Origin of the sequence: Phenylobacterium sp. (assembly GCF_004299445.1) — a bacterium.
In the GTDB taxonomy this organism is placed as follows: domain Bacteria; phylum Pseudomonadota; class Alphaproteobacteria; order Caulobacterales; family Caulobacteraceae; genus Phenylobacterium.
This window is the reverse complement of the sequence record NZ_SCTC01000057.1, coordinates 97092-114018: the sequence shown is the minus strand read 5'-3', so window position 1 is coordinate 114018 and position 16927 is coordinate 97092. Positions and strand designations below refer to the sequence as shown.

15 protein-coding genes are annotated in these 16927 nt (G+C 70.2%); 11 read left to right on the top strand and 4 right to left on the bottom strand.

Annotation, left to right across the window (positions count from 1 at the left end):
- Positions 1–56 precede the first annotated feature (56 nt).
- Positions 57–923: a TauD/TfdA family dioxygenase gene (locus tag EPN98_RS16225; RefSeq protein ID WP_293363951.1), complete on the top strand. Its 867-nt coding sequence runs from the start codon at positions 57–59 to the stop codon at positions 921–923.
- Between the two features lie 182 nt (positions 924–1105).
- Here EPN98_RS16225 and EPN98_RS16220 read toward each other — a convergent pair whose 3' ends face one another.
- The gene (locus EPN98_RS16220; protein ID WP_293363950.1) at positions 1106–2296 is read right to left on the bottom strand and encodes a TIGR03862 family flavoprotein; all 1191 of its coding nucleotides are present in this window, start codon (positions 2294–2296) and stop codon (positions 1106–1108) included.
- Positions 2297–2382: 86 nt separating this feature from the next.
- Here EPN98_RS16220 and EPN98_RS16215 point away from each other — a divergent pair, with 86 nt between their 5' ends.
- Positions 2383–2907 (top strand): DUF2867 domain-containing protein, encoded by a 525-nt coding sequence (locus EPN98_RS16215; RefSeq protein WP_293363949.1) that lies wholly within the window; start codon positions 2383–2385, stop codon positions 2905–2907.
- Between the two features lie 9 nt (positions 2908–2916).
- On the opposite strand, the gene EPN98_RS16210 is transcribed toward EPN98_RS16215, so the two are convergent.
- Entirely contained in the window at positions 2917–4233 is a 1317-nt protein-coding gene (locus EPN98_RS16210; RefSeq protein WP_293363948.1) for a M20/M25/M40 family metallo-hydrolase, read from the bottom strand.
- 205 nt (positions 4234–4438) lie between these two features.
- On the opposite strand from EPN98_RS16210, the gene EPN98_RS16205 reads away from it, so the two are divergent.
- The 7 genes from EPN98_RS16205 (at position 4439) to EPN98_RS16175 (ending at position 13909) form a co-directional block, all read left to right on the top strand.
- The gene (locus EPN98_RS16205) at positions 4439–6229 is read left to right on the top strand and encodes a DUF885 family protein (RefSeq protein WP_293363954.1); all 1791 of its coding nucleotides are present in this window, start codon (positions 4439–4441) and stop codon (positions 6227–6229) included.
- Positions 6230–6374: 145 nt separating this feature from the next.
- Positions 6375–8189 (top strand): DUF885 family protein, encoded by a 1815-nt coding sequence (locus EPN98_RS16200; RefSeq protein ID WP_293363947.1) that lies wholly within the window; start codon positions 6375–6377, stop codon positions 8187–8189.
- 5 nt (positions 8190–8194) lie between these two features.
- Positions 8195–10033 (top strand): DUF885 family protein, encoded by a 1839-nt coding sequence (locus EPN98_RS16195; RefSeq protein WP_293363946.1) that lies wholly within the window; start codon positions 8195–8197, stop codon positions 10031–10033.
- 95 nt (positions 10034–10128) lie between these two features.
- Positions 10129–11043, top strand: coding sequence for an alpha/beta hydrolase (locus tag EPN98_RS16190; protein ID WP_293363945.1), 915 nt, complete (start codon positions 10129–10131; stop codon positions 11041–11043).
- A complete protein-coding gene (locus EPN98_RS16185; protein ID WP_293363944.1) occupies positions 11043–11822 on the top strand; it encodes an alpha/beta fold hydrolase in 780 nt (259 codons plus the stop codon). The genes EPN98_RS16190 and EPN98_RS16185 overlap by 1 nt, the downstream gene beginning before the upstream one ends.
- 24 nt (positions 11823–11846) lie before the next feature.
- A complete protein-coding gene (locus EPN98_RS16180) occupies positions 11847–12080 on the top strand; it encodes a hypothetical protein (protein WP_293363943.1) in 234 nt (77 codons plus the stop codon).
- Positions 12081–12172: 92 nt separating this feature from the next.
- Positions 12173–13909 carry a hypothetical protein gene (locus EPN98_RS16175; protein ID WP_293363942.1) on the top strand — a complete coding sequence of 579 codons (1737 nt, stop codon included), beginning with the start codon at positions 12173–12175 and terminating at the stop codon, positions 13907–13909.
- Between the two features lie 364 nt (positions 13910–14273).
- Here EPN98_RS16175 and EPN98_RS16170 read toward each other — a convergent pair whose 3' ends face one another.
- A complete protein-coding gene (locus EPN98_RS16170; protein ID WP_293363941.1) occupies positions 14274–15041 on the bottom strand; it encodes a LytTR family DNA-binding domain-containing protein in 768 nt (255 codons plus the stop codon).
- A gap of 163 nt (positions 15042–15204) precedes the next feature.
- Between EPN98_RS16170 and EPN98_RS16165 the strand changes: the two genes are divergently transcribed.
- Both EPN98_RS16165 and EPN98_RS16160 read left to right on the top strand, forming a co-directional pair.
- The gene (locus EPN98_RS16165; RefSeq protein WP_293363940.1) at positions 15205–15816 is read left to right on the top strand and encodes a DUF2306 domain-containing protein; all 612 of its coding nucleotides are present in this window, start codon (positions 15205–15207) and stop codon (positions 15814–15816) included.
- Positions 15817–15883: 67 nt separating this feature from the next.
- Positions 15884–16519 carry a glutathione S-transferase family protein gene (locus EPN98_RS16160; RefSeq protein WP_293363939.1) on the top strand — a complete coding sequence of 212 codons (636 nt, stop codon included), beginning with the start codon at positions 15884–15886 and terminating at the stop codon, positions 16517–16519.
- Here EPN98_RS16160 and EPN98_RS16155 read toward each other — a convergent pair.
- On the bottom strand, positions 16491–16880 hold the full coding sequence (locus EPN98_RS16155) for a VOC family protein (protein ID WP_293363938.1): 390 nt from the start codon (positions 16878–16880) through the stop codon (positions 16491–16493). The two genes, EPN98_RS16160 and EPN98_RS16155, sit on opposite strands and share 29 nt — an antisense overlap.
- Positions 16881–16927 lie beyond the last annotated feature (47 nt).

Below are 16927 nucleotides of genomic sequence, written 5' to 3'. Positions count from 1 at the left end.
GGGCGGCGTCTCCTTATTCTGTTCAGAATAACACGACCGTCCGGGAGGAGCCGACGATGACTGGAACCCTGAACATCCGCCGCGTGGCCGGCGCGCTGGGGGCCGAGATCACCGGCGTCGACCTGGCCCAGCCCCTGGCCGACGACACGATCGCGGCGATCCGCCAGGCGCTGGTCGAGCACCAGGTGATCTTCTTCCGCGACCAGGATCTGACTCCGGCCCAGCAGGTGGCGTTCGGCCGCCGCTTCGGTCCGCTGAACATCCATCCCTACGTCGCCGGCATGGCCGACCAGCCCGAGGTTATGGAGATCATCAAGGAGCCGTCCGACCGCATCAACTTCGGCGGGGGCTGGCATTCGGACATGAGTTTCCTGGAGACCCCCGCGATCGGCTCGATCCTCTATGCGGTCGAGCTGCCGGAGTGGGGCGGCGACACGCTGTTCGCCAGCCAGGCGGCCGCCTACGACGCCCTCTCTCCCGGCCTGAAGGCGACGCTGGAGGGCCTGAACGCCGTCCATTCCGCCAGCCGCGAATACTCCGCTCAGGGCGCATCTGCGCAGAAGCGGGGCTCCATGAACGTGGCCGAGGCCGATGGCTATGTGGGCGAGTACGTCCACCCGATGGTGCTGGTCCACCCCGAGACGGGCCGCAAGGCGCTGTACGTGAATCCGGCCTTCACGCTGAAGATCGAGGGCTGGAAGACCAGCGAATCCAAGGCGCTGCTGGACTATCTGTTCAACCACTGCCGCTACGAGGGCTTCACCTGCCGCTTCAGCTGGCGTCCGGGCTCCGTGGCCTTCTGGGACAACCGCTCGGTCTGGCATTTCGCCCTCAACGACTACCCCGGCCAGCGCCGGCACATGCGCCGCGTGACGGTCGACCCCTGGCCCCAGGTGGCCAAGGTCGCGGCGGCGGCGGAGTAGGCGACCTCTTCCAAATCAGCAGAACTGTCCTGCGAAAGCGGGGAGTGCGCCGAGGCCGGCCGGTCTCTACCTAGGAGGCGTCAAAGGAGAGACGCCATGAAGATCGCCCTGGCCCTGATGAGCTTCGGTTTCGCCGTCACGATGGCGATCCCCCTGGTCGGCCCGATGCTGCTGAACGCCTTCTAGGCCCCGAGGCGCTTCAGAACCCCTCGCGCGGCCGCGGACGCCGTCGCGAAGGTCGCCTGCAGGAGGTAGCCGCCGGTCGGCGCCTCCCAGTCCAGCATCTCCCCCGCCACGAACACGTCCGGTCGGGCCTTCAGCATCAGATCCTCGTCGAGAGCCCCCAGGCGGACGCCCCCCGCCGACGATATCGCGCGCGCCAGGCCTTGCACGCCGGTGAGCCGGATCGGCGCGTCCTTGATCGCGCTTGCCAACGCCGCGGGATCGGTCGGCAGGGCCTTGCCGTGCGCCTCGCGCAGCAGGTTGATCTCGACGGGCGAGAGCTTCAGCGCCTTGCGAAGCTGGTTCGACAGCGACTGGCCGCCCCGGGCGCGGCCTAGCCGCCCCGCCAGGTCGTCGACCGTCATGTCCGGGCGCAGGTCGAAGCTGACGGTCGCCGAGTCTTCCGCCTCGATCGCCTCGCGGAGCGGCGCCGACAGCGCATAGAACACCCCGCCCTCGAGGCCATAGCCGGCGATCATCGCCTCGCCCCGTACGACGCGGTCGCCGAACCGCAGCGCGATCCCCTTGAGCGGCTGGCCCGCGAAACCGCGCATGACCGGGCTCCAGGCGACGTCGAAGCCCATGTTGGCGGGTCGGAAAGGCGCGATGTCGGGCAGCCAGGCGGTCCAGGCGCCGTCCGATCCCAGCCGCGGCCAGCTGGCGCCGCCCAGCGCCAGCACCGTCGCATCCGGCCGCACGGTCGTCTCGCCCGCGGGCGTTTGGAAACGCAGCGCCCCATCGTCGGTCCAGCCCTCCCACTGGGCGCGGGTCCGGATCTCGACACCCAGGTCGGAGAGTCGCGCCAGCCAGGCCCGCAGCAGCGGCGAAGCCTTGAGCGCCCGCGGGAACACCCGGCCTGACGAGCCCACGAACGTCGGCTGGCCCAGCCCTTCGGCCCAGGCGATCAGCGCGCTGGGCGGAAACGCCTCGAGATGCGGCCGAAGCCACGCCGCTGTTTCCCGATAGCGTGCCCTGAAGGCCTCGAAGTCCTCGGAGTGGGTCAGGTTCAGCCCGCCACGCCCGGCCATCAGGAACTTGCGCCCCACGGACGGCATCTGCTCGTAGACCGTCACCGCACAGCCCGCCGCGGCCAGTCGCTCGGCCGCGAACAGGCCCGCTGGCCCGCCGCCGATGATGGCGACGGTGGTCATGGGTTCAGGCTGGCGGCGCAGATCATCCGCGCACAATGTAAGGCGAGCCGTCCTCGCAAGTCCCCGACCTGAAAGAGCTGCGCCCCGTGGCGACCGCCGTCTCGACCAAGATCCCCCTCGGGTCCCGGCTGCCGGAGATCTTCACGCCGCGCGCCTGGTTCCAGGACGTCCACTCCGCCCCGCTGACCGTCCGGCATGAGACGATGCCCGACCTGTTCTTTTCGATCTTCGGACACCATCCGTCCTGGATGAAGGCGATACTGATCGCACGGAATCGGCTCGCGGCGCGGTGGGGATTGGCTGTGGCGCCGGACGACGAGATCCTTGCCCCGTCGGTCAAGCCCACCTACGCGGTCGGAGACCGGATCGGACCATGGCCGACCTATGCGCTGGCCGACGACGAGATCATCGCGGGGCGTGACAATCGTCATCTCGACTTCCGGGTTTCGATCCTGCGGACGCGGGGTCCGGACGGCGCCGCCGTCACCGTCACGACGCTCTGCCAGCCGCACAATCTGGCGGGCAAGGCGTACCTGGTCGCGATCGCGCCCTTCCACATCGTCGGCATGCGCTGGCTGCTGGCCAACGCCGTCCGGCAGGGGCGGATCTGAGCAGACGCTCTACGTCCCCGCCATCGCCAGCAGGGCCACAAGACCCACGGTCATGCCCTTGAGGCTCTCGGGCTTGGCCACGTCGATCCATTCGTCCACCGCGTGCGCGCGGCCGCCCCCGCCGGCGCCCGAGCCGATGGTCACCGCCGGGATGCCCAGGCTGATCGGCACATTGGAGTCGGTGGAGCCGGCGCCCAGGATCGGGGTGTAGCCGGCCCCGCGCACGGCGGCGGCCGTCATCTGCACGATCTCGGCGTCCTCGCGGGTGTTTCCCGTGGGACGGTCGCCGATCAGCTTCACCTCGGCGCTGATCTTGCCCGCGGCGGTGGAGCGCGCCGCGTTCTCGGCCGAGACCGCGCCCTCGACGATCTGCAGGAACTGGCCGTCGATCTTGGCCAGCTCGTCCTTGCTCTCGGAGCGCATGTCGACTTCGAGCCAGATGGCGTCGGGGATCGAGTTCACCGACGTCCCGCCGCCCACCACGCTGGTCATGTAGGTGGTCTTGGGCTTGGCCGGCGTCTTGATCTTGTTCATCTCGACCACGGTCGCGCCCATCGCCGCCATCGGGTTCACCAGCCCATAGGCGCCGTAGCTGTGGCCGCCCGGCCCCCTGAAGGTGACGCGATAGCGCCGCGAGCCCACCGCGCCCGAGGTGACCCGCGCCGCGGACGTGCCGTCCATCGAGAAGAAGGCGGCGATGCGGTCCTTGTACTTGCCCTTCGTGAAGATGTAGCGCGATCCGCGCAGGTCGCCGGGGCCTTCTTCGCCCACGTTGCCCACGAACAGGATGTCCTTGTTCGTCTTGATCTTGGCCGCGTCCAGCGCACGAATGTAGCCCAGCAGCACGGCCAGCGAATGGGTGTCGTCGCCGACCCCCGGGGCGTGCAGCTTGGTGCCCTCGCGGCGCACCTTCACGCTGACCTCTTCGGGGAAGACAGTGTCGAGGTGGGCGGCGATCACGACGATGTTGCCGCCGGGCTTGCCCGTGCCGCGACGCAGGCCCATCACATTGCCCTCGGCGTCCATCTCGACGTCGCTCAGGCCATGCGCCTTCAGCATCTCCATGTAGGCCCGGGCGCGCTTCTCTTCCTTGAAGGGCGGCGCCGGGATTTCGGTGAGGGTGATGGTGTCGGCGACGATGCGGTCGTGCTCGGCGTCGAGAGCCGCCAGTGCAGCCTTGAAGCCGGCGCCGCCGCGGATCTTGGCGACGGTCTTGTCGGCCTGGGCAGGCGTCACCACCACGGGCATCGGGTCGGCCGCGAAGGCCGGCGCGGCGATGGAGAACGCCAGGGCGGCGACCAGCGCGGATCGCGAAACACGTAACATCGAAATGGATTCCTTGCCTGGCAACGGGGGCAATACAGCCGATCGCACCGCGCGCCGCCAGACCTAAGGGCACGAAGTTCCGGATTACCGGGAATTAATGCCCCAATCCGACCCCTGCGCCTTGCCGTCGCCGCATCGCGCCCTCTAAGCCTTCGCGTCACAAGGTGTAACGGGGACGCGTCACGTGCAGAATCGCCGGCAGATCATGATGGCCGCAGGCGCCGCCGCGGCCCTGGCCGCGACCCGTGTCGGCGCCCAGCCGAACAGCGCGGAAGCCCAGCTCACCGCCTTCCTCGACCAGGTGTTCAACGAGGCCTTGGAAGACAGCCCCGAGCTGGTCACCTCGCTGGGCCTCGACAAGGGCGAGCGCGCCGCCGCCAAGGCGCAGCTGCATGACGCCTCGCTGGCCGGCGTGGCCAGGCGGCGGGCCCGAAACGCAGACCAGTTGCGCCGCCTCAGGCAGATCGACCGCAAACAGCTCACCGGCATGGCCGCGGTCAACTACGACACCCTGCTGTTCGAACTCGAGGCCACCGACGAGGGCGCCAGGCGCTTCAAGTACGGCGGCGCCGGCACGGGCAGCCCCTACGTCCTGGCCCAGATCTGCGGCGCCTGGCAGGAGGTGCCCGACTTTCTCGACAGCCAGCACTCGGTCGAGAGCCGCGAGGACGCCCAGGCTTACCTCTCGCGCATGGACGCCTTCGCCCGCACGCTGGACGACGAGATCGAGCGGGTGCGCCACGACGTGGGCCTGGGCGTCATCCCGCCTGACTTCGCCATCGCCGGCGCCCTGGCGGGCATGAAGGTGCTGCGCCAGCCGGCCGACAAGTCGACCCTGGTGACCTCTCTCGTGAACAAGGCCAAGGCCAAGGGCGTCGCCGGCGACTGGGCCGTCGAGGCGACCAAAGTCTACGAAGGCCGGGTGCTGCCCGCTCTGGACCGCCAGATGGCGCTGCTGGAGAGCCTGAAGGCCAAGGCCGTGCACGACGCCGGCATCTGGCGGCTGCCCGACGGACAGGCCTACTACCACCACGTCCTGGCCGCCCAGACGACCAGCAAGATCACGCCCGACGAGGTCTACAAGATGGGCCGCGACGTGACCGCCGAGCTGTCGGCCCGGGCTGACGTCCTCTTCAAGGAGATCGGCTTCACCAAGGGCACGGTGGGCGAGCGCTACATCGCCCTCTACGAGAGCAAGAAGGGCGTCTATCCGAACACCGACGCCGGCAAGGCCCAGATCATCGCCGACCTGAACAAGGTGGTGCAGGCCATGCAGAAGCGGCTGCCCGAACAGTTCGGCACGCTGCCCAAGGCGCCTCTGGAGATCCGCCGCATTCCCGCCGCCACCGAGGGCGGGGCGTCCACCCACTACGAGTCTCCCAGCCTCGATGGCTCGCGCCCGGGGGTCTACTGGCTGAATCTGCGCGACACGGCCGAGAGCCCGTACTGGTTCCTGCCGACCACGACCTATCACGAGGGCGTCCCCGGCCATCACATGCAGATCGCCATGCAGCGCGAGGCCGACCTGCCGATGATCCGCCGCGTCATGGGGTTCGGCGCCTACGCCGAGGGCTGGGCGCTCTACTCCGAACAGGTCGTCCAGGAGATGGGTCTCTACAAGGGCGAGCCCCTGAACGAGCTGGGCTACATCCACGACGCCCTGCTGCGCTCGGCCCGTCTGGTCTGTGACTCAGGCCTGCATCACCTGAAGTGGAGCCGTGAGAGGGCCATCGCCGAGATGCGCGCCATCGAGGGCGATCCCGAGCCGCTGGCCGCCCAGGAGATCGAGCGCTACTCGGTCTGGCCCGGCCAGGCCTGCAGCTACATGGTGGGCAAGGTCACCATCCTGCGCCTGCGCGAGAAGGCCAAGGCGGCCCTGGGCGCGAAGTACGATCCCCGCAAGTTCCACGACGCCGTACTGCTCTCGGGATCGATGCCCCTGACCGCGCTGGAGAACGTGGTCGACCTCTACATCGCCAGGACGAAGGCCGGCTGATGGGCCGCGCCGACATCTCCAACGCTAGCCCCTCCCCCTTGCGGGGAGGGGTTGGGGTGGGGGTGTGAGCGCCGAACTCACAGGTACGCACCCCCACCCCCGGCCCCTCCCCGCAAGCGGGGAGGGGAGCAAAAGGGACACGCTGTTGAAGCAAGTCGACCGCCGCACCTTCCTCGCCACATCGGCGGCGCTTGCCGCCGCTGGGCCCGCGCTCGCCCAGCACACCGCCGAGGACGCCAGGCTCCGCGCGCTCTTCGACCGCATCTTCGAGGCGAACCTCGCCGCGAGCCCCGAGGCCGTCACGCGCCTGGGCCTCGACAAGGGCGAGCGCGCCGCGGCCAAGTCGAAGCTGGACTCCGCCTCGATCCAGGCGCTGGACGAGGCCAAGGACCGCACGGTCAGCCAACTCGCCGAGATGAAGGCCATCGACCGGTCGAAACTCAGCGCCTTCGACCAGGCCAACTACGACGCGGTCCACTTCACGCTCGAGGCCAATGCGGCGGCGGGCAAGCGCTACGCCTACGGCATGGAGGGCGCGGGCCAGCCCTATGTGCTGTCGCAGCTCACCGGCGCCTACCAGGACATCCCCGACTTCCTGGGCTCGCAGCACGGCATCGAGGTGAAGGCCGACGCCGACGCCTACCTCGAACGCCTCGTGGCGTTCGGCGTGGTCATGGACGAGGAGATCGGCCGCGTCCGCCGCGACGTTCAGCTGGGCGTGGTCCCGCCGGCGTTCATCCTGGAGCGGGCGATCGGCCAGATGCAGGGCCTGCGCGCCTCGGCGCCGGCCGCCTCGCCGCTGGTCACCCAGCTGACCAGTCGCGTGAAGGCCAAGGGCATCGAGGGGAACTACGACGCCGCCGCCCAGCGGGCCGTCGCGGCCTATGTCTACCCGGCGCTGGATCGCCAGATCGAACTTCTGAAGTCGCTGCAGCCGCGCGCCACCCAGGAGGCCGGCGTCTGGAAGCTGCCCGACGGCGAGGCCTACTACCGCGACGCGCTCAAGAACTTCACCACCACCACGCTCACGCCCAAGGAGGTCCACCAGATGGGCCTCGACACGGCCCGGGAACTCGGCGCGCGGGCCGAGGTGATCCTGGCCAAGCAGGGGATGACGAAGGGCACGGTGGGCGAGCGGATCGCAGCCCTCTTCGCCGACACCAAATACCACTACGCCAACACCGACGAAGCCAAGGAACAGCTGATCGCCGACCTCAACAAGCTGGTCGCCGAGATCCGGCCGCGGCTGCCCGAACAGTTCGGCGCGCTGCCCAAGGCCAATGTCGAGATCCGCCGCGTGCCCAAGTTCATCGAGGCCGGCGCGCCGGGCGGCTACTACAACCGGCCCGCCCTGGATGGCTCGCGGCCCGGCATCTACTGGATCAATCTGCGCGACAGCGCCGAGAACCCCTCGTGGACGCTCAAGACGCTGACCTACCACGAGAGCATCCCGGGCCATCACCTGCAGCGCTCCCTGCAGCAGGAGGCCGACCTGCCGATGCTGCGCCGGACCGCCGGCTTCCCCGCCTTCGCCGAGGGCTGGGCGCTCTACTCCGAGCAGGTCGCGCTTGAGATGGGCATGTACAGGGACGACCCGCTGGGCGAACTGGGCCAGATCCAGGCCTCGCTGTTCCGCGCCGCGCGCCTGGTGGTCGACACCGGCCTGCACGCCATGAAGTGGAGCCGCGAGAAGGCCATCGACACCATGGTCTCCATCGACGGCAGCCCGCGTAGCTCGGCGACGACCGAGATCGAGCGCTACTGCATCCGGCCCGGCCAGGCCTGCGCCTACATGGTGGGCAAGCTCACCTGGCTGCGCCTGCGCGGCAAAGCCCAGGCGGCGCTCGGCCCCCGCTTCGACATCCGTAAGTTCCACGACGCCGTCCTGCTCGGCGGCGCCATGCCCCTCACCGTGGCGGAAGGCGTCGTCGACCGCTGGATCGCCGCCAACAAGGCCTGAGACCGATGAACGCCATCCACCGCCGCAGCTTCCTCGCCACCGCCGCCGCGGCGGGCCTGGCCACGGCCGCCCCCGCCTGGGCCCAGTCGCGCGATCCCAAGGTCGCCGAACAGTCCAAGGCGCTCACCGCCTTCCTCGACGCCCAGTACGAGGAAGAGCTGCAGATGGACCCCGAGGAGCTGACCTCCCAGGGCCGCAAGGAGCACTACGACAAGCTCACCGACCGCAGCGAGGCGGCGGCCGACAAAGCGCTGGCCTGGCGCCGTCAGAGCGTCGCCAAGATGAAGGCCCGGTTCGATCCGGCCCAGCTGGATGACGCGGCCCGCACCTCGTACGACATGTGGGCGCTGGAGCTGGAGCGCTCGCAGCTGCGCGCCAAGTGGCGCCGCCACCGCTACGTCTTCGCCCGCGGCTCGGCCCACGTCGGCCTGCCGAACTTCCTGATCAACTTCCATCGCGTGGACGAGCCGTCCGACCTCGACGCGTACGTCGCCCGCATCGGTCGGATCGACGAGGCGCTGGACACCCTGCTGGTGCGGGCCAGGGCCGCGGCCGCCGACGGCGTGCGCATGCCGCGCTTCGACTACAAGCAGGGCCTGGCCGACATCGCCCGCGTCACCAAGGGCGCGCCGTTCACCGCCGGGCCGGACTCGCCGCTCTTCGCCGACTTCAAGACCAAGACCGAGGCCCTGCGCGCCGCCGGCAAGATCACCCAGGCCCAGGCCGACGGCTACGTGAAGGCCGCGGCGGACGCGATGACCGGCCAGCTGCAGCCGGCCTACGGCCGCGTGGTCGCCTGGCTCAACGAGGACATGCCGAAGACGGCCGAGGTCGCCGCCGGGGCCCACGCGCTGCCCAACGGCCGCGCCTACTACGCCGACATGCTGAAGCTGCAGACCACCACCGACATGACGGCCGACGAGATCCACGACCTCGGCCTGCGCGAGGTGGCCCGCATCCGCGGCGAGATGGAGGTGGTCAAGGCCAAGACGGGCTTCACGGGCACGCTGCCCGAGTTCTTCGTCTTCATGCGCACCGACAAGCGCTTCTACTTCCCCAACACCGACGAGGGCCGCCAGGCGTATCTCACCCAGGCCGACGCCTATCTGGCGGGCATGAAGAAGAAGCTGCCCGAGTACTTCGGCATCCTGCCCAAGGCCGACCTGGTGGTCCGCCGCGTCGAGGCGTTCCGCGAGATCCCCGGCGCCGCCCAGCACTACTTCGCCGGCACGCCCGACGGCTCGCGCCCGGGCATCTTCTACTCGCACCTCAGCGACATGAACGCGATGCCCAGTTACCAGCTGGAGAACATCGCCTATCACGAAGGCCTGCCCGGCCATCACATGCAGATCTCGATCGCCCAGGAGCTCACCGGGCTGCCGAAGTTCCGCACCCAGTACGGCTACACCGCCTTCTCGGAAGGGTGGGGGCTCTACTCCGAGGCGCTGGCCAAGGAGATGGGCTTCGACGTCGACCCCTACAACGACTTCGGCCGGCTCTCGGGCGAGATCTGGCGGGCGATCCGCCTCGTCGTCGACACCGGCATCCACCACAAGGCCTGGAGCGAGGAACAGGCGGTCGCCTACTTCCTGGCCAACTCGGCCCAGCCCGAGGCCGCCGTCCGCGCCGAGATCCAGCGCTACTTCCTCAATCCCGGCCAGGCCACCTGCTACAAGATCGGCATGATCCGCCTGCAGCAGCTGCGCGACGAGAGCCGCCGCGAGCTGGGGGCGAAGTTCGACTACCGCAGGTTCCACGACGTGGTCCTGGGCGGCGGCGCGCTGCCCCTGCCGGTGGTCGAGACCAACGTCCGCCGCTGGATCGCCAGCCAGAAGGCGGCCTGAGCATCAGCGAAGCGGGGGGCGCCTTTCAGGCCATCTATCTCGACATCCCCCCGCAAACGGCCTTCGATGCCTCCCAACGAACAAGGGAGGACGCCATGCCGCGCGCACAGGCGAACGGGATCGAGCTCGAGTACGACGTCACCGGGCCGGACGACGGCGATCCGCTGCTGCTGATCATGGGTCTGGGCGCCCAGATGACCCGCTGGCCCAGCGCCTTCGTGGACAAGCTGGCGGCCCGCGGGCTCAGGGTCATCCGCTTCGACAACCGCGACGTCGGCCTCTCCACCAAGCTGGAGGGCACGCCGGACTTCCCGGCGATGTTCAAGGCGCTGAGCGAGGGCCGGACGCCCGACGTGCCCTATCTGCTGGACGACATGGCCAGGGACGCCGTGGGCCTGCTGGACGCGCTGGAGATCGAACGCGCGCACATCGTCGGCGCCTCGCTGGGCGGCATGGTGGCCCAGCTGGTGGCGGCCGATCACGCCCCGCGCACCCTTTCGCTCACCTCGATCATGTCCACCACGGGCAACCGCAGCCTGCCGCCGGCCAGGCCCGAGGCCATCGCGGTGCTGAACGACCGCGGCCCCGACCCGCTGGTCGATTTCGAGGGCTACCTCGCCCACAGCGTGAAGGGCGCCTTCGCCGTCGGCTCGCCGGGCTATCCGCCCGACCCCGAGGAGACCAGGCTGCGCATCCGCAACGACTTCAACCGCAGCTACTCGCCCGCCGGCTTCCAGCGCCAGTACGCCGCCGCCGCGGCCTCGCCGGACCGCCGGCCCAAGCTGGCCACCATCACGGCGCCCACCGTCGTCCTCCATGGCGCCGACGACCCGCTGGTGCCGCTGACGGGCGGCCAGGACACCGTCGCGAACATCCCCGGCGCCGAGCTGGTGGTGATCCCCGGCATGGGTCACGACTTCCCGCCGGCCCTCTTCGACACCCTCGTCGACGGCATCCTCAAGGCCGTGACCCGCGCCCAAGGCGCGCGCAATGCGGCGGAGGTCGCCTGATGCCCATGCTCCAGCGTCCCGACGGCGTGAACCTCTACTACGAGGTCCACGGTTCCGGTCCCACCATCCTCCTCACCCACGGCTACTCGGCCACCTCCCAGATGTGGCAGGGCCAGGTCGCCGCCCTGTCGAAGGACCACCGGCTGGTGATCTGGGACATGCGCGGCCACGGCCAGTCCGACAGCCCCGATGATCCGGCCCTCTATTCCGAGCCGGCGACCGTGGCCGACATGGCCGCGCTGCTCGACACGGTCGGCGCCGCCAGCGCGATCATCGGCGGCCTCTCGCTGGGCGGTTACATGTCGCTGGCTTTCCACCGCGTTCACCGCGAGCGGACCGAGGCGCTGCTGATCATCGACACCGGCCCCGGCTACAAGAACGACGAGGCCCGCGAGGGCTGGAACCGCACGTCGCTCAAGACCGCCCAGCGCTACGAGACCGAGGGCCTGAATGGCCTGGAAGCGGGCAGTCCCGAACGCCGCCTGGCGCGCCACCGCAGCGCCAAGGGCCTCGCGCTGGCGGCCCGCGGCATGCTCACCCAGCGCGACGCCGGCGTGATCCTGTCGCTGCCCGACATCCGCGTGCCGTCCCTCGTGGTGGTGGGCTCGGAGGACGCGCCGTTCCTGGCCGCCAGCGACTACATGGCCGCCAAGATCCCCGGCGCGAAGAAGGCCGTCATCGAGGGCGCCGGCCACGCGGCCAACATCGACAGGCCCGAGGCGTTCAACGCCGCCATCGTGGGCTTCCTGGATGGGCTGAAGGCGCAAACCCGCGCTTAACCGCGCCCGTGTCAGCGTGGCCGCATGTCGATGGAAATCGTCAACGGCTACGTCTGCCGCAACTGCTCGGACGTGGAGCTCGCCAAGAAGGGCGTCGATCCGGCCAGGCCGAAAGAGGCGCCTCAGGCCGACGAGGCCAGGCCCGACCGTGGCCCGGCCGTGCAGCTGAGCGGCGCGCTCGCCCAGGGCGCTTCGCCGACGCAACAGGTCCAGCCCGCGGCCTACGTCCCCGGCGCGATCGCAGATCTTCGCGCCTGAGGCGCCTCCGGACGACCCGGCCAGGAGTACACTAGCGAAAGGCGCCGCTTGGGCTCAGGCTGCGCGCCGATGACTTTCGCGAGGACTCTGCGATGAACTCGAAGATCGCCCCCATCGTTGCGACGTGGGCCGCCCCCGTCCTGCTGGCGTCCAGCCTGTGGGCCACGGCCGCCACGGCCCAGCCGCACGACATGTCGAAGATGGGCCCCCAGGGCATGGGTCCCATGAGCATGGGCCTGCCGCCCATGCCGTCCATCTACGGCGGCCAGGCCGACAAGCCGGGCGCCCCGGTGTTCGCCGGCCTGGGCGTCTTCCACATGCCGGTCACCGCCAACGCCGAGGCGCAGAAGTTCTTCGACCAGGGGGTCAACCTGGTCTTCGGGTTCAACCACGCCGAGGCGATCCGCTCGTTCCGCGAGGGCGCCCGCCTCGATCCGAGCTGCGCCATGTGCTGGTGGGGCGTGGCCTTCGCGCTGGGCCCCAACATCAACCTGCCGATGCAGGACGACGCCGTCGGCCCCGCCTGGCTGGCCGTGCAGAACGCCCAGGCGCTGGCGCCGAAGACGACGCCTCGCGAACAGGCCTGGATCGCCGCGCTGGCCAAGCGATACGCTCAGAGCAAGACCGCCGACCGCGCCGCCCTCAACGAGGCCTTCGCCCAGGCCATGGGCGACCTGGCCCGCGCCTACCCCGACGACCTCGACGCCCAGACGCTCTGGGCCGAAGCCATGATGGACACCCAGCCCTGGGACTACTGGGCCGCCGATGGCGTCACGCCCAAGGGCCACGGCGCCCAGATCGTCGCCACCCTGGAAGACGTCCTGGCCAAGGCGCCCAACCACCCCGGCGCGCTGCACCTCTACATCCACGCCGTCGAGGCCTCGACCACGCCCGAGCGCGCCGAGCCCGCCGCCGACCGGCTGCTGAAGCTGATGCCGGGCGCTGGCCACATCGTCCACATGCCCAGCCACATCTACTACCGCGTGGGCCGCTACGCCGACGCCGCGGCCGCCAACGAGGTCGCCGCTGTCGCCGACGAGAACTACATCGCCGCCTGCAAGGCCCAGGGCTTCTATCCGGCCGCCTACTACGGCCACAACATCCACTTCCTCTGGACCTCGGCCGAGATGGAGGGTCGCTACCAGGCCGCCATCGACGCCTCGCGCCGCCTCGTCAAAGCCGTCGACGCGCCCAACCTGTCCAAGCAGATGTCGATCGCCGAGCTCTACAACTTCACCCCGGTGGTCACGCTGCTGCGCTTCGGCAAGTGGAAGGAGATCCTGGCCGAGCCCGCGCCCGACAGGGCCCTCGAACTCGACACCGCCATGTGGCTCTACGCCCGCGCCTTCGCCCAGGCCAACACTGGCGACCTGAAGGGCGCCCGCGCCTCGCGCGCCCGCATCGCGGCGCTGCAGAAGATCAGGTTCGACAAGTACGTGGCTTTCAACGTCCCCGCCGAGGCCATGATCCCCGTGGCCCTGGCCAGCGTCGACGGCGAGATCGCCCGCAAGTCCGGCGACCTGACCGCCGCCGTCGAACACTTCAGACGCGCCCAGCAACTCGAACGCGCGCTCCCCTACACCGAACCCGCCTACTGGCACCGCCCGGTGGCCCATCTCCTCGGCGCCGCCCTCCTGGAGGCTGGCAAACCCGCCGAGGCCGAACACGTCTACCACGACAGCCTCCACCACTACCGCCGAGACGGCTGGGCCCTGGCCGGCCTGGTGAAAGCCCTGGAAGCCCAGGGCAAGGACGCCACGCAGGCCAAGGCCGACCTCGCCGAGGCGTGGAAGCGGGCGGACACCAAGATCGAGACGTCGCGGCTCTAGACCCCCTTCGCTCCTCTCCCAGGCGCGGCAGCGCCGTGGGAGAGGCCGGGAGAGGGCGGCGCCGTCGAACCGGCGCACGCAGGTGTTGGACCCGGAGGCAGAGCGTATGGCCAAGTCTCTTCCTCATCGCGGCCCGCGCGCAGGCGGCCCAGGACGCCGACGCGGCCAACGACCGGCCCGCGGCTGCCCGCGCCCGAACTGGCGGCCGCCGCGTGAGTCTCCCTCCCCTCGGGGGAGGGACAGACGGCGAAGCCGTCAGGGTGGGGGAGTGTGGGCCAAAGCGCGGACGTCGGGCAGGATCGACACCTCCCCACCCTGGCCAATGCGCGGCCTGTCCCTCCCCAGAGGGGAGGGAAATGTCCCCTCAGAACCACCCCGCCGCCTTCAACGGCCCAGCGTTGCTCCGGCTGATGGGCACGGTGAGCCCGCACTTCAGCTTCGCCTCGCCGCGGCCGCGCCGCCACGTCACCTCGTCGATGGCGTCGGCGGCGACCCACCACGAGCGGTGGGTCTGGAAGCCGGGCGCGTCCCGGAGTTCGGCCAGGGCGTCGCCGAAGCGGGCGGTGATCAGTTCGTCGCCCGCGTCTGTATGGACGCGCAGGTAGTGATCCTCGGCCTCCACCGCGATCAGCGCCGCCCCGCGCCGCTTGGCCGACAGGCGTTGGCGGAAGGCGGCCAGCGGGTCCTCGGGCGCCTCGGGGGTTGCGACCACCACCACCGGCTCGGCCCAGGCCAGCTGGCGCAGGCACATCACCGCGAAGCAGACGACGAACACCTGGAACGTGGGCTCGACGAAGTTGGCGGCGGTCGGCCGCATGTGGCCCAGGTAGTGGTTGGTCAGGCCCACCAGCAGGGTCACGAACGGCGTCATCGCCACGCTGACCACGCCCAGCCGTAGCCAGAAGTGACCGATCCGCCGGCGGACCGGCGCGTCGATGGCGATGCCGATGAAGCCGCCGCCCACCATGCAGACCTGCCAGTAGATCAGCCGCTCGCCCAGCGAACGCTCGGACGAGCCGAACGGTCCCAGGATCGCCATCACCACGCCGATCGCCACCCACAGCGCGACCTCGGCCGCGAACCGGCGAAGGCGGCTGTCGGCGGAAAGGCGGCGGGCCGGGAGGTCGGTCATGCAGGGCTCGAAGGCGGCCTGAGTCGTTCGCGCGATCCTGCCACGACTGACGGAAATGGCGCATCCGTTCGCGAAGCCGTGGCGCCGCTCGCGCATCGGCCCCTTGGCGCGCCGCCGCCGCCCGGCCACCCCTGGCGCATCGACGCCAACGAGAGACCGACCGATGACGCGCATCCTTCCGTGGACGGGCTGGGGCCTGCTCGCCTTCCTCAGCGTGGGCGTGGCCGGCTACGCCTGGTACTTCGCGCCCCAGATCCAGCACCTGTCGCCCGCCATCTTCGGCAACCTCTTCGCCCGGCCCTGGCTGGCCCTTCATGCGGGCGGCGCGGGCACGGCGCTGATGGTCGGCGCCTTCCAGTTCCTGCCGGCCGTCCGGCGGCGGCGCACGCTGCACCGCTGGCTGGGCCGCATCTACGCCACGAGCTGCATCGCCGGCGGCGCGGCGGGCTTTATCCTGGCGTTCGGGACCACGGCGGGGCCCGTGGCGGCCGTGGGCTTCGGCCTGCTGGCGCCGGCGTGGATCTACACCACCGCCCAGGGCTGGCTGACCGCGCGGGCGCGTCGGTTCGACGCTCACCGCCGCTGGATGATCCGCTCGTTCTCGCTGACCTTCGCCGCCGTGACGCTGCGGCTCTACCTGCCGATCGGGGTCATGTCGGGGCTGACGTTCGAGCAGATCTACGTGGCGACCGCCTGGATCAGCTGGATCCCCAACCTGCTGGCGGCCGAGCTCTACATCCGCCGCGCCGCCCCGCGTGCGTCGGCTGCCGCCTGAGCGACGCTGCTGACATGGCCCTGTCAGCAGGCCGGGCGTTTAGTGCCGGTCCACAAGGAGTCCCCCCATGTCCGACCTCGTCTTCTACACCAATCCCATGTCGCGCGGCCGCATCATCCGCTGGATGCTCGAGGAAGTGGGCCAGCCCTACGAGACCCGGATCCTCACGTGGGAGAGCGGGGCGACCAAGAGCCCCGAGTTCCTGGCCATCAACCCGATGGGCAAGGTGCCGGCCATCGTCCATGGCGGCGCGGTGGTGACCGAGAGCGCCGCCATCTGCGCCTACCTGGCCGACGCCTTCCCGCAGGCCAACCTGGCGCCGGCGCCGGGCAGCAGGGATCGCGGACCCTACTATCGCTGGCTCTTCTTCGGCGCCGGTCCCGTCGAGCAGATGGCGTCGTTCGCCGCCCTGAAGCTCGAGGTGCCCGAGGACCAGCGGATGATGGTCGGCTTCGGCTGCGCCGCCGATGTGCTGAACACGCTGGAGGGCGCGCTCAAGGGCCGCGAATTCCTCGTCGGTGACAGCTTCACCGCCGCCGACCTGTACATCGGCGCCCACCTCGGCTGGGGCATGGGCTTCGGCACGATCGAGAAGCGGCCGGTGTTCGAAGACTATGTCGCGCGCCTGGACGCCCGCCCGGCCGCGGTGCGCGCCGCACAGATCGACGATGCACTCATCCCCCAGCCGCAGCCGGCTGAATGAGGTCCCACTTGTTCCCGTAGAGGTCCTCGAACACCGCCACGGTCCCGTAGGGCTCGTGGCGGGGGGTCTCCAGGAACCGGACGCCGGCCGCGGCCATCCTCCCCTGGTCGCGGCCGAAGTCGTCGGTGTGCAGGAACAGCCAGACCCGCCCGCCGCCCTGGTCGCCTACCACCCGCGCCTGATCGCCCGACGCCCGGGCCAGCAGCAGGCCGCCCTCCGATCCCGGCGGCCGCACCACGACCCACCGCTTTCCCCCGCCCATGTCGGTGTCCTCCACCAGGTCGAACCCGACCTTGCGGACATAGAAGTCGATCGCCTCGTCGTAGTCGCGGACGAGGAGGGCGGTGAGGGTCAGGCGCATCTCTCCCTCCCTTAATGGGGAGGGACAGGCCGCGCCAGCGGCCAGGG